The 13,096-nt window shown below is 38.0% G+C and carries 12 protein-coding genes; all 12 read right to left on the bottom strand.

What is annotated here, in order from left to right; translation table 11 throughout:
* Nucleotides 1-28 precede the first annotated feature (28 nt).
* The 12 genes from spoVM to coaBC all read right to left on the bottom strand — a co-directional run bounded on the left by spoVM (nucleotide 29) and on the right by coaBC (nucleotide 12,905).
* Nucleotides 29-109 (bottom strand): stage V sporulation protein SpoVM, encoded by an 81-nt coding sequence (gene spoVM, locus QUF99_RS20305; protein WP_286125312.1) that lies wholly within the window; start codon nucleotides 107-109, stop codon nucleotides 29-31.
* A gap of 66 nt (nucleotides 110-175) precedes the next feature.
* Nucleotides 176-817, bottom strand: coding sequence for a thiamine diphosphokinase (locus tag QUF99_RS20310; RefSeq protein ID WP_289372342.1), 642 nt, complete (start codon nucleotides 815-817; stop codon nucleotides 176-178).
* Between the two features lie 116 nt (nucleotides 818-933).
* Nucleotides 934-1,578, bottom strand: a complete 645-nt coding sequence (rpe, locus tag QUF99_RS20315) for a ribulose-phosphate 3-epimerase (RefSeq protein ID WP_289372344.1) — start codon at nucleotides 1,576-1,578, stop codon at nucleotides 934-936.
* A gap of 2 nt (nucleotides 1,579-1,580) precedes the next feature.
* Entirely contained in the window at nucleotides 1,581-2,462 is an 882-nt protein-coding gene (gene rsgA, locus QUF99_RS20320) for a ribosome small subunit-dependent GTPase A (RefSeq protein WP_289372346.1), read from the bottom strand.
* 220 nt (nucleotides 2,463-2,682) lie between these two features.
* Complete coding sequence (pknB, locus tag QUF99_RS20325; RefSeq protein ID WP_289372347.1) at nucleotides 2,683-4,659, bottom strand: Stk1 family PASTA domain-containing Ser/Thr kinase; 1,977 nt, start codon at nucleotides 4,657-4,659, stop codon at nucleotides 2,683-2,685.
* 8 nt (nucleotides 4,660-4,667) lie between these two features.
* The gene (locus QUF99_RS20330; protein WP_289372349.1) at nucleotides 4,668-5,420 is read right to left on the bottom strand and encodes a Stp1/IreP family PP2C-type Ser/Thr phosphatase; all 753 of its coding nucleotides are present in this window, start codon (nucleotides 5,418-5,420) and stop codon (nucleotides 4,668-4,670) included.
* Between the two features lie 4 nt (nucleotides 5,421-5,424).
* Nucleotides 5,425-6,513, bottom strand: a complete 1,089-nt coding sequence (gene rlmN, locus QUF99_RS20335) for a dual-specificity RNA methyltransferase RlmN (protein ID WP_289372350.1) — start codon at nucleotides 6,511-6,513, stop codon at nucleotides 5,425-5,427.
* A gap of 4 nt (nucleotides 6,514-6,517) precedes the next feature.
* Entirely contained in the window at nucleotides 6,518-7,852 is a 1,335-nt protein-coding gene (gene rsmB, locus QUF99_RS20340) for a 16S rRNA (cytosine(967)-C(5))-methyltransferase RsmB (protein WP_289372352.1), read from the bottom strand.
* The gene (gene fmt / locus QUF99_RS20345; protein WP_289372353.1) at nucleotides 7,849-8,793 is read right to left on the bottom strand and encodes a methionyl-tRNA formyltransferase; all 945 of its coding nucleotides are present in this window, start codon (nucleotides 8,791-8,793) and stop codon (nucleotides 7,849-7,851) included. Before fmt ends, rsmB begins: the two co-directional genes overlap by 4 nt.
* A gap of 16 nt (nucleotides 8,794-8,809) precedes the next feature.
* Nucleotides 8,810-9,286 carry a peptide deformylase gene (gene def / locus QUF99_RS20350; protein ID WP_289372355.1) on the bottom strand — a complete coding sequence of 159 codons (477 nt, stop codon included), beginning with the start codon at nucleotides 9,284-9,286 and terminating at the stop codon, nucleotides 8,810-8,812.
* An 11-nt stretch (nucleotides 9,287-9,297) separates the two neighbouring features.
* Nucleotides 9,298-11,703 carry a primosomal protein N' gene (priA, locus tag QUF99_RS20355; protein ID WP_289372358.1) on the bottom strand — a complete coding sequence of 802 codons (2,406 nt, stop codon included), beginning with the start codon at nucleotides 11,701-11,703 and terminating at the stop codon, nucleotides 9,298-9,300.
* On the bottom strand, nucleotides 11,700-12,905 hold the full coding sequence (gene coaBC, locus QUF99_RS20360; protein ID WP_289372360.1) for a bifunctional phosphopantothenoylcysteine decarboxylase/phosphopantothenate--cysteine ligase CoaBC: 1,206 nt from the start codon (nucleotides 12,903-12,905) through the stop codon (nucleotides 11,700-11,702). Before coaBC ends, priA begins: the two co-directional genes overlap by 4 nt.
* Nucleotides 12,906-13,096 lie beyond the last annotated feature (191 nt).

Below are 13,096 nucleotides of genomic sequence, written 5' to 3' on the forward strand. Positions count from 1 at the left end.
AAAAAAGCACCGGTAATAGGCGCTTTTTTTATCCCTTTTTAAAGGTATTTAACATCGCACGAACAATTCCACCAAGAAATTTTGGCAACTTAATTGTATAAAATCTCATGGTTTCCCTCCTAATCCCCATTACTCCACTTGTTTACTATATGACGCAAGCAGCAAAAGTGTTTCTTCAATCAGCGCTTCTTATCACCATTAATATGCCAGAAGTAAATGAAAAAGTACCTTTTTCCGCAACGAGTTCATTACTAATACAAAGTGTCGATCCCCATTCTATCGTTTTATCTGTAAGAGGATATTTAAAACCATGAAGTGTAATGCCTTTTACAATTTCCGTAACCGGTACAAATGATACATATGGAAACTGTTTATTTGCCTCAATTATATATGTACCCTCTTTTTTTACAGCTATTTCATTTTGATTATCAACAATATGCATTTCAGTATGTGCATGCAAACCTTTTAGCAGCATTTGTATGTTCGCTAAACCATGATCAAGCCTTCCACCTGTAGCACCAAAAATACGAACTAGTTTTGGCTTTTGCTCCAATGCCCAGTTAATTGCAATTTCTAAATCAGTTTGATCCTTTTCCCGTGGAACAATATGTAACTCACTTGTTTGTTTTTGCATCCACGCTAATTCCTCAGCTGTAACTGAATCATAGTCACCAAAAGCGACTGATGGTATGATCCCTCTCTGCAATAAATGGTACACTCCTCGGTCTACCGCAGCCCATACAACCTCTTCACTTTTATATTTGGAGAAATCCGCACAATACTCGACGGGTCCACCAGCTAAAATATGAATAATCATGTTCTCTTCTCCTTCTATAGAAAAAAGGCAATCTGCCAGTCGGTAGATTGCCTTTTTCACACTTTCCCCGTTCTAACGGTCATAAAACTCTCAAGTCATGAGTGTTACTTGTATCTTTATCCACGAATTACTCGAATTGCTTCACCACGGTCTTTTTGATTGTATACTGCAGAACCCGCTACAAGGACGTTTGCTCCTGCTTCCACACAAAGCCTAGCAGTCTCAGCATTTACACCACCATCAACTTCAATTTCTACTTGCAAATTGCGTTCCGCGACCATTTCTGCAACTTGCTTAATTTTTGGTAATACAGAATGAATAAATTTCTGCCCACCAAAGCCTGGATTTACTGTCATAAGTAATACCATATCTATATCTTCTAATACATGTTCAATTATAGAAACTGGTGTATGCGGATTTAAAACGACTCCTGCTTTAATACCATGCGATTTAATTAATTGAATTGTACGATGTAAATGTGGACAAGCCTCCACATGAACAGTAATAATATCTGCTCCTGCTTTTGCAAAAGTAGGAATATAATTATCAGGATTTTCAATCATTAAATGTACGTCTAATGGTAAAGATGTAATCGGACGAATTGCCTCTACAATTAATGGACCGATTGTAATGTTCGGAACAAAATTTCCATCCATTACATCAACATGAATGTAATCCGCTCCGCCTTTTTCTACATCCTTAATTTCTTCCCCTAATTTCGAAAAATCTGCTGATAAAATCGATGGTGCAATTTTAATCATGATTAATACCTCGGCTTTCTCTCTCTAATTTCTTCTACAAACTGTTTGTAATTTTCATAACGATAACGAGTAATCTTACCTTCTTCAACCGCTGCCTTTACCGCACATTTCGGTTCCGAAAGGTGTGTACACCCTCTAAATTTACAGTATTGACTCTCTTCTTTCAACTCTGGAAAACAATGTGTAAGATCTTCTACTTCTATATCAATGAAATCGAGAGAACTAAAACCTGGTGTATCTGCGATCAGACCACTTCCCACTTCAATTAATTCCACATGTCTTGTCGTATGCTTTCCGCGGCCTAAATGAGTTGAAATATCGTTTGTTTTCAATGCTAAATCCGGACGTAGTACATTTAGCATTGATGATTTTCCTACACCCGATTGCCCCGCAACAACAGAAACACAACCTTCTAACAATGGTTTTAAAATATCAATACTGTCCGATGCGATTGTAGAAGTAAATAATACGTCATATCCCATTGCACGATAATCATTTGCATACGATTCGACCGTTTCTCGCATTTTGTCATCTACTAAATCCATTTTACTAATGCAAATAATAGGTGTAATGTTATGAAATTCAATTAATACTAAAAAGCGATCTAATAATCCCGGATTAAAATCTGGCTCAACTGCAGAAAAAACAAGAATCGCCTGATCGACGTTCGCGATTGGTGGTCTGACAAGTTCATTTTTACGCTCAAAAACCTCTAAAACATACCCTTCACTCGGATTATCCGCTTGAAAAATGACTTGATCTCCAACAAGTGGTGTAATTTTATTTTTTCGGAATACACCACGGCCACGACACTGCGTAATACCTTCTTCATGCTGTACATAATAAAAACCACTTAAAGCTTTTATAATCTTTCCTTCTGCCATATAATCCTCCTTTATTCTATATAAATCCAATTTGTAACTAACTGTTTAAAGTTATACATTCATCAGTTCAGAGTTTGCTTAATCCTCTATGTTTTGAGTAGCAAAGCTTTACTATCTGCTAGAGCCCAAGATACGCAACTTAAATTCTCGTAGCGTATAGAAGCAATAGGATCCACTCATCATACAAAGAAGGTGGAATCCAACGAATGGAGACTCACCTTTATTGAGCTGGATATAACACTTCTTTATCAATGATAGTTGTTCCATCTCGAACAATTTTATAATGTCCTTTTGTTCCCTCTTCAATTACAAACTCTAGAGAAATAGTAGCGGATTCTGTTATCGTTCGCGTCTCAATTGGCTTATCCATCTTCTGCTGCATATCTTCTTTATAGATCTCAACTGTTTGTGTTTTTTTCTCACCAGCTAGAGAAGCTTCATATGGAATCGCAATATTATCTACTTTTACAGTTTTCGTTACTTTTGGTTTCGGTCCAGCAGATACAATGATTGTTACTTTATCCCCTTCTTTTAATGGTGTCCCTGGTTTTGGGGATTGCGAAATCACCAGCCCTTTATCAACTGTATCTGAATATTCCCTTTTTATATCTGGGATAATTTTTTTCTCATTCAAATAGCTATTCACGCTATTTTCTGTCCACCCTGAAAAGTCAACAGGGCGAATTTGATAAGGACCTTTACTTACCCAAATTTTTATATCTTGCTCATTTTCTACAATCAGCTCATCTGCATTTGGCGTTTGTTCTACAATTTCACCTTGCGGCTTTTCGCTTTCAATATAATAAGGAACAACAATTTTATATTGTCCTTCTAATTCATTCTTCAGACTTTCAAAATCTTTACCAATTAAATTACGCATTTTATTCTTCTGTTTTCCACCAGATTGATAAATGGTAATCTTTGTATTTTCCTTCACAACACGTCCTGCTACTGGATTTGTTTTAATGACCTTCCCAGCTTCCATATCATCTGTATAGACAATATTAGGTTCGGCCACCTCAAACCCTTTCTCAACAAGAGAATTGACCGCAGTTTCATATTTCATACCGGACACATCCGGAACTTTCACATCTTTCGGTATAAAGAATCCTGGAATTACAGTAAGAGCTAACGTAGTACCAATAGCTAAAAGTAGAAATGTTGTAATTAAAACTTTAAACCATTTATTACTTCGCTGTTTTTTCTTTTTGGGTTTCACTTGCTCATCTTTCGTCTGTTCATCCGTCTTCTTTTCAGTTAGTATGATTGTTTCATCACTCAGATTTTCCAGTAAATGTTCCTGTTGAATGATTGGAATTGCTTTTGTCGCTTCCATATCTTCAGGTATATAGAACGGCTGCTCATTAATTCGCTCTGGATATAATGCTGTTTCAATATCTCGCTTCATCGCATTTACAGATTGATAACGATGAAATGGATCTTTGGCAGTCGCTTTTAAAATAATATTTTCCACACTTTGCGGAATATCCGGATTCCATCGTTTCGGAGATGGTGTTTCATTTTGTAAATGTTTTAAGGCAATGGCAACTGCAGACTCCCCAGAAAATGGCGGGCGTCCCGTTAACAATTCAAACATGACAATTCCAAGAGAATATATATCTGATTGTTTATTCGCTATTCCCCCGCGCGCTTGTTCAGGTGACAAATAATGAACAGAACCAAGGACTGAATTCGTATGCGTAATTGTTGTCGCACCATTCGTTGCCATCGCTATTCCAAAATCCGTCACCTTTACAATTCCATCACTTCGAATTAAAATATTGTGCGGTTTTATATCTCGATGTACAATTTCAAAATGATGGGCGTGTGCCATTGCAGATGTTAACTGCTCCATAATATCAAGAGCCTCTCCTATAGGTAGCAGCCCTCGCTGATTTATGTATTGTTTTAATGTTTGTCCCGGGACATATTCCATGACAAGATAGTAAATGCCATCTTCTTCCCCAACATCATACATATTCACAATATTTGGATGCGACAACGTTGTGACAGATTGCGCTTCTCGATGAAAACGTTTAATAAATTCATCGTTATTTGCATAATCGAGTCGCAATATTTTTACCGCTACATCCCGGCCCAGTATATCATCATGAGCTAAATATACATTGGCCATTCCGCCGCCGCCAATCATTTTCAGCAATTTATAACGGTCATTTAGGCGTCTTCCAATCATCACGTTGTAATTCACCTACTTTCGTTTGCCGAATCCGCATAATCAACAATGACAAGAGTAATATTATCTTCTCCACCAAGATCGTTTGCAAGTTGAACAAGATGTTTTCCCTTTGTCTCTAGTTGTTGGTTTAATTGCAAAATCTTTTTCATATCATCCATTGCAACTTTATTTGATAATCCGTCAGAGCAAAGAAGCAGTTGATCGTTTTCTTCTAACACTAATGTTTTGACATCTAATTCAACTTTTTCTTCTGTTCCAAGTGCCCGTAATAGCACATTCTTTTTCGGATGGTATTCCGCATCCTCTTTTGAAATCTCTCCATGTCTTACAAGTTCATTTACGAGTGAATGGTCTTCTGTTACAAGCGATATATGTCCATCTGATACCATATAACAACGGCTATCTCCTATATGTCCAATCGTTACAAATCCTGCTGTACAAACAGCTACAACAATTGTTGTCCCCATTCCACTGCACTCTGTATGCTTCTTAGAGTACTGATATACTCGTTCATTAATCATCTCGACATGCGTATGTAGCCACTGCTCTGCCTTTTTTGGTGTATCCATATTATAGGATTGTTTCCAGTAATCCTGGAATAATTGAATGGTCATCGAGCTAGCGATATCGCCTGCTCGATGACCTCCCATTCCATCAGCTACTACTACCAATATATTTCCATCTAAATTTTGAAAAACTCCTGCACTATCTTCATTATGTTGACGAACTTTTCCTTTATCCGATAGAAATACGGTTTTCATCTTGTCACCTCGTCTCTTCTTTGCGCTCCTTCGCACGCAACTGACCGCAGGCAGCATCAATATCATGTCCTTGTTCACGACGAATCGTTACATTCACACCACGATCTTTTAGCGTTTTTTCAAATAGGAAAATTTGTTCACGTGGTGTTCTCACGTAGTCGCGTTCCGGTACATAGTTAACCGGAATTAAGTTCACATGACATTTAACACCTTTTAACAGTTGAGCAAGTTCTTCAGCATGCTCAACTTGGTCGTTTTCTCCTCCAAATAAACCGTATTCAAACGTAATACGACGCCCGGTTCTATTTACATAATATTTTATAGCTTCCATTAAATCAGGTAGCTTATAAGCACGGTTAATCGGCATTAATTTTGAACGCAATTCTGAGTTAGGAGCGTGCAGCGAAATCGCAAAGTTAATTTGTAAATCTTCCTCAGCGAACTTATAAATTTTCGGGATAATTCCACTAGTTGAAACCGTCATATGACGCGCACCGATATGAATTCCTTTTTCATGATTTACAATGCGTAAAAATGCCATTAAATGATCGTAGTTATCAAACGGTTCTCCAATCCCCATTACAACAAGGGAGCTAACACGTTCTTCTGTTTCATCGAGCGCACGCTGTACTTCTACAACTTGTGCCACAATTTCTCCAGCTTCTAAATTACGCTTTAAACCACCAAGCGTTGATGCACAGAACGTACAACCAATTCGGCAACCAACCTGCGTTGTTACACAAATGGAATTTCCATATTCATGTCGCATTAATACCGTTTCAATGGAATAGCCATCATATAATTGAAATAAAAATTTAATTGTACCATCGGAAGATGTTTGTTTTACTAACGTAGTTAAAGTAGTAATATCAAAGGAATTCGACAATTTATCACGCAATCCTTTGGAAAGGTTTGTCATATCCTCATAATTTTTCACACGTTTTTTATATAACCAATCAAAAATTTGACCTGCACGGAATGTAGGTTCTCCCTGTTCCTTTAACCAATCTTGCATCTCATGAAGTTGTAAAGAATAAATAGACATTTTTTTTGTTTCTAGATTTTTCTTTTGTTTTTTTACAGTCGTTTCCATGATGCTACACCCTCTTTCTTAAACAAGCAATATAAAAGCCATCAGTTGCAAAATAATGCGGTAAAATTCGTAATTGCCCTTCATTTATATACGGGCTTACCTTTTCTGGCATGCGTTCTTTCACAGTAGAATCCCATTCAAATTCAGGATGTGCTTGTAGAAATTGCTCTATCACTTGTTCATTTTCTATTTTTTCAATTGTACACGTACTATAAACGAGTCGGCCGCCTTCTTTTAAAAGAGGTGCCACTTTTTCTAGTATCGCTAGCTGAATTGTCGATAGTCTTTCGCTATCTTCTTTTCCTTTACCTAATTTAATATCAGGTTTGCGGCGTATTACACCAAACCCAGAACACGGTGCGTCTACTAATATTTTATCAAAGCTTTCGTTTTCGAAATGCTCTTGTACTTTTCTTGCATCCAACGCTTTTGTTTCCACGTTGTCTAAATCAAGGCGCTTCGCCTGCTGCTGAATTAAACGCACTTTATGTGGATGTAAATCAAGTGACATTACCTGCCCAGTTCCATTTAACAGTTCTGCAATATGCGTTGTTTTTCCACCTGGAGCAGCGCAGCTATCAAGAACTGTATCTCCTGCTTCTGGATTCAAGGCACGTGCAACAAGCATAGAACTTTCATCTTGAATGGAAAGAAAACCTTGTCGGAACGCTTCTGTATGCGCTACATTTCCCTTTTCAATTTGAATGGCATCTTCTGATAAGTCGCCACGTTTCGCTTGTACACCTTCATTTTGCAGTAAGGTAATAGCCTCTTCTACCGTTCCTTTTGCCACGTTTACACGCGCAGCCGAAACAGGTGGAAGCAAGTTCACTTCACACATTTTTTGTGCCGTATCTAGATCATATGCTGTTACCCACTCATGAACAAGCCACTCAGGGTGACTTGTTGCAACTGCAAGTCGCTTCTCTGGATTTTCGATTTCATCCACAGATGGAACACCTTCACGCTGAATAGAACGAAGTACCCCATTGACCATTCCTGCGATCCCTTTATGACCACGACGCTTTGCAATTTCAACCGCTTCATGAATGACCGCTCTTTCTGGAACACGGTCTAAATATAACATCTGGTACAAAGAAAGGCGTAATAGAACTTTTACCCATGCCTCTACTTTTTTTCTTAAAAATGGTTGCAAGTAGTAATCAAGTGTATCACGGCGTTGAATCGTTCCATATACAATTTCTGTTAATAAGCCGATGTCTTTTTTATCAATCTCACTTTTTTCAATCAAATTATTTAAAAGTAAATTGCTGTATGCACCGCTTTTTTCTACCTGTATTAAACCATCAAGGGCTAACTCACGAACATTTTGCCTCATGCTTCTTCTCCTAACTTCGTGCCAATCTCAGGTTTTGTCCCACGTAAAAATTGTGCACAGTTCATACGTTTTTTACCTGATGGCTGCAATTCAGTAATTTTGATTGCCGTTTCATTTCCTGTTGCCACAACAAAACCATCTTCTTCAACTGCTATAATTGCGCCCGCTTCAGCTTGCTCTTTTACTAGAACTTTTTCACCCCACCATACTTTTACAACTTGTCCTGCTAAAGTTGTATAGGCAACCGGCCAAGGGTTTAAGCCACGAATGTGATTGTAAATTTCTTCACCTGTTTTCGTCCAGTCAATTTTTTCTTGCTCACGTTTAATATTGTATGCAAAAGTTGCTTCCTCATTATTTTGTTTGATAGGTTCTAATTTCCCTTGTAGTAAAAGCGGCACTGTTTTCGATAATAAATGTGATCCAGCCTCACTTAATTTATCAAATAATGAACCTGTTGTTTCACGTTCCTCAATTTCAACTTCTACTTGCGTTAAAATATCACCAGCATCCAATTTTTCAATCATATACATAATTGTAATACCTGTTTTTTCTTTTCCTTGCATGATGGAATAATGAATTGGTGCACCACCGCGAAGTTCTGGGAGTAATGAAGCATGGACGTTAATACATCCGTACTTTGGTGCTTCTAAAATTTCGTTTGGTACAATTTGTCCGAATGCAGCTGTCACGATTAAATCCGGCTGCAAGGCCAACACTTTTTCATATTCATCTTTTTCACGAATTTTTAACGGTTGCAACACTGGAATACCATGTTTTTCCGCTTCTACCTTAACAGGAGTTGGCGTCATAACCTTTTTTCTGCCCACTGGACGATCTGGCTGCGTCACAACACCAATCACATCATATCCATCTTCAATAAGACGACGAAGCACCGGTACAGAAAAGTCCGGTGTTCCCATAAATACTACTTTCACCATTCAAAAACCGCTCCTTTTACATCTCTTCTAATTCATTTTCCTCATAATATCTCGTCACTTTCGATGTAAACAATACACCATGTAAATGATCGATTTCATGTTGAATTGCACGTGCTAGAAAATCATCGGCCTCTAATAAAAATACTTTACCACGACGATTTTGAGCGCGTACTTTAATATATTCCGCACGCTTTACTTCACCATAAAGCCCCGGAAAACTTAAGCAGCCTTCGGGACCTACTTGTTCACCACGTTTTTCTAAAATAACTGGATTAATCAGTTCAATCTTTCCAGTATCATCGCCGATATCAATAACAGCCACTTGCAAACTTACACCGACTTGCGGTGCAGCTAAACCGACACCATCTGCAACTAACATTGTTTCGTGCATATCTTTCAATAACTTCACTAACTTTTTATCAAAGTTAATAACCCGTTCACATGGGGTTTCTAACACTTCATTTGGATGATTTACAATTTCTAAAACTGCCATATTTCCCTCCGCTACATTAACATTGTTGGATTAAAGTCAATTGAGATCTGTAGCTCTTTTTGCATTTCTGCTTGATAATGTTCATTTACCATTCTGAGCACGTACTTTAAGTTTGGTTCCCGTTTGTATTTTATCATGCATTGATAGCGATATCTATCCTTTATCCTTGGAATTGCTGATGCAACCGGACCTAATATCATGGTTTGCGGTGAACAGTGTTGCCGTAAGTAGCTGACAATTTTTTCCGTTACTTGCACTGCTTTTAATAATTCTGGATGCGATACTGTTACAAGAGCAACATAGTAGTAGGGTGGATACTGCATCATTTTCCTCATGTGCATCTCTCGTTCAAAGAACACATCGTACTGCTGATCTTTTGCTAGTTCTACACTATAATGCTCCGGTGTATACGTTTGAATTACAACTTCCCCTGGCAAATCATGACGTCCAGCACGTCCGCTTACTTGTGTCAATAACTGATACGTTTTTTCACTTGCTCGAAAATCTGGCAAATGTAGCATCGTATCAGCGGTTAATACACCAACAAGTGTAACTTTTGGAAAATCAAGACCTTTTGCAATCATCTGTGTCCCTAGTAAAATATCCGCCTTCTCTTCACCGAATGCTTTTAACAGCTTTTCATGCGTCCCTTTACGACTTGTCGTATCAACATCCATTCGAATGACACGTGCTTCAGGAAACAACTTTGTAATTTCTTCTTCCACCTTTTGTGTACCTGTTCCAAAGAACCGAATATAGGAACTATTACAAGCAGGACAAGCATTTGGTAAATTTTCCTCATAACTACAATAGTGACATTTCAAACGATTATTCATCCTGTGATACGTAAGTGAAATATCACAGTGTGGGCATTGTACCACATAGCCACAATCACGGCACATGACAAATGTCGAATGTCCTCTTCTATTTAAAAAGAGAACCATTTGCTCCTTTTTCTCTAATCGATCCGCTATTTTTTCATGAAGCAGCTTAGAAAACATCGAACGATTCCCATCGCGCAATTCTTCACGCATATCGATAATCTCCACTGTAGGCAACGCTTGTTCATTCATACGTTTTTGCATTGTTAACAGCTCGTAGACACCTTTCTTTGCTCTAGCAAATGATTCGAGTGTCGGTGTGGCACTTCCGAGCACAACTGGACAGCCATGATATTGCCCTCTCCAAATCGCAACATCACGCGCATGATATCGTGGATTGTCTTCTTGTTTATAGCTAGATTCATGCTCTTCATCAATAATAACAATACCTAAATTTTCAAAAGGGGCATAAATGGCAGATCGTGCTCCCACAACCACTTTGACTTCTTTTCGTAAAATTTTACGCCATTCATCATATTTCTCCCCAACTGATAACGCACTATGAAGAACAGCAACTTGAGAACCAAAGCGTCCTTTAAAACGATCTACCATTTGCGGTGTTAACGCAATTTCTGGAACGAGCACAATCGCTTCTTTTCCTTTTTGCAATACCGCATCAATTGATTGTAAATACACTTCGGTTTTACCACTTCCTGTTACACCATATAGTAAAAATGAATTGTGCATTTCATTTGCAATAGATGACAAAATAGGTGTAATCACTTGCTCTTGTTCAGTTGTAAGCGGAAATGGCTTTGTCTGTTCAAATGCATCATCGTCATAAGGATTACGATATACTTCCACATACTTTTCTGAGAGTAACCCTTTTTTCACAAGTGACTTTACCGGCGCATCTGTTATTTGCAGTTCTTCTGTTAACGTTTTTAATGGTACGCTATGATAATTTTCTACAAAATAATAAAGTACGTCTTGTTGCTTCTTACTTTTCAGCTCATATGCTGCTGCCTCTAATTGTTCTTGAAGAATCACAGGCTGAACCACTCTTTGTTTTTTCTTTTGTACTTTATCCTTTACTTTGTACACAACTTCAATCGTACCGTTTACAATCTCTTTTTGTACTATACGATATATATGTGGATGTGCCCCAAGTTCTTCCCAATCTATCACTTCTTTCTCTTGAAATAAAACACGAACCTCATTAGCTACTTCTTTAGGTTTATGAAGCTGTAATTGCTTTTTATAAGTCGCTTTTATAGCAGTTGGAAGCATAACTTGAAAAGCGGAAATGGTATAACATAACGTTTCATTAGTGAGCCAAAACCCAAGCTTTAACAACTCTTCATTTAAAACTGGTGTCACATCTAATATTTCATATAATGCCTTTAATTTTTTACTTTCTACATCCACTGAATCTTTTATTTCAATAATAAAACCTTGCAGTTTCCGCGGACCAAATGGAACGACTACACGCATACCCCTTTGCACAAGATCTTCCCATTTCTTCGGAATGATATAATCAAACGGTCTATCCGTTTGACGTGCCGGTACATCAACAATTACACTGGCAAATTTCATGCGTGATCCTCTTCTAACATCGCTTCAATTTGCATTACGATTTTACGAGCTACTTCTCGCTTTGTTAAAAGTGGTAGTTCAATAATTTCTCCATCTTTCTTATACATTGTTACAATGTTCGTATCCGTCCCAAATCCCGCACCAACTGCCTTCACATCATTGGCCACAATCATATCAGCATTTTTCTCACGTAATTTTTTCGTTGCGTATTCTTCAACATTTGTTGTTTCAGCCGCAAAACCAACGAGCAGTTGATGTTCTTTTTTCTCACCTAGCGTTTTTAAAATATCTGTCGTCCTTTCTAACTCAATAACAGCATCGCCGCTTTTCTTTTTCATCTTCTCATCATAGACAAACTTCGGGCGATAATCTGCTACTGCAGCTGTTTTAATTACGACATCCATATTGGGATAATTACGTAGCACCGCTTCTAGCATGTCCTGTGCCGACTGCACTTGTACAGTTGTTACATTCGCAGGCGGTGTTAACGCCGTTGGTCCTGAAACAAGGATGACCTCTGCACCCCATTCTGCTGCAATTTCTGCTAAAGCATATCCCATTTTTCCTGATGAAAAATTCGTCATAAAACGAACGGGGTCAATCTTTTCACGCGTTGGTCCTGCTGTCACTAAAAGTTTTTTTCCTTTCAGTGGCTTATTTTGTGCAAAAGCCTCTTGTAATCGAGCGATAATTGTCTCCGGTTCTTCTAATCGGCCTTTTGCAACATATCCACAAGCTAAAAAACCTTCTCCAGGTTCGATAAATGTATATCCAAAGGTTTTTAACGTTACCATATTTTTTTGAACAATTTTATTTTCATACATATGCACATTCATAGCAGGTGCAATCCAGACCGGTGCCGTAGTAGCTAATACTGTTGTTGTAATCATATCGTCTGCAATGCCATTTGCAAGTTTTCCAATACAATTCGCTGTTGCTGGTGCAACAAGTACCACATCTGCCCAATCTGCTAAGTCGATATGTGCAATCACTGCAGAATCTTTTTCATCAAATGTATCTATATATACATCGTGGCGAGAAAGCGCTTGAAACGTAAGAGGTGTCACAAACTTCATCGCTGACTCACTCATCATTACTTTTACAAGTGCTCCTGCTTGCGTTAATTTACTTGTTAAAGCAGCTGCTTTAAAGACAGCAATGCCTCCTGTCACACATAGAAGTATCTTTTTCTCTTTTAGCATATGACTCGTCCTCTTTCTTTTAAAACTTATTCTGCTGAAATGTAGTAATTCCAGCTAGTCAGTGCTAGCATTCCATCAAACAAAAGTCTTTTTTTGTTCCGTCTCTATCGTAAAAAAATAACAACCTACTTGTAAATAGGTTGTTACCGTTACATAGAAAAGTATAATGTCTATGTTTTCATTTGTCGAAG

Source organism: Bacillus sp. DX4.1 (genome assembly GCF_030348195.1).
In the GTDB taxonomy this organism is placed as follows: Bacteria; Bacillota; Bacilli; order Bacillales; family Bacillaceae_G; genus Bacillus_A.

Bases quoted from the DNA above. Each gene is read 5' to 3' on its own strand.
- rpe (WP_289372344.1), bottom strand. From the start codon at position 1,578: ATGATTAAAATTGCACCATCGATTTTATCAGCAGATTTTTCGAAATTA.
- fmt (WP_289372353.1), bottom strand. From the start codon at position 8,793: ATGGTGAAAGTAGTATTTATGGGAACACCGGACTTTTCTGTACCGGTG.
- QUF99_RS20330 (WP_289372349.1), bottom strand. From the start codon at position 5,420: ATGAAAACCGTATTTCTATCGGATAAAGGAAAAGTTCGTCAACATAAT.
- coaBC (WP_289372360.1), bottom strand. From the start codon at position 12,905: ATGCTAAAAGAGAAAAAGATACTTCTATGTGTGACAGGAGGCATTGCT.
- rlmN (WP_289372350.1), bottom strand. From the start codon at position 6,513: ATGGAAACGACTGTAAAAAAACAAAAGAAAAATCTAGAAACAAAAAAA.
- QUF99_RS20310 (WP_289372342.1), bottom strand. From the start codon at position 817: ATGATTATTCATATTTTAGCTGGTGGACCCGTCGAGTATTGTGCGGAT.
- rsgA (WP_289372346.1), bottom strand. From the start codon at position 2,462: ATGGCAGAAGGAAAGATTATAAAAGCTTTAAGTGGTTTTTATTATGTA.
- def (WP_289372355.1), bottom strand. From the start codon at position 9,286: ATGGCAGTTTTAGAAATTGTAAATCATCCAAATGAAGTGTTAGAAACC.
- priA (WP_289372358.1), bottom strand. From the start codon at position 11,703: ATGAAATTTGCCAGTGTAATTGTTGATGTACCGGCACGTCAAACGGAT.
- rsmB (WP_289372352.1), bottom strand. From the start codon at position 7,852: ATGAGGCAAAATGTTCGTGAGTTAGCCCTTGATGGTTTAATACAGGTA.
- spoVM (WP_286125312.1), bottom strand. From the start codon at position 109: ATGAGATTTTATACAATTAAGTTGCCAAAATTTCTTGGTGGAATTGTT.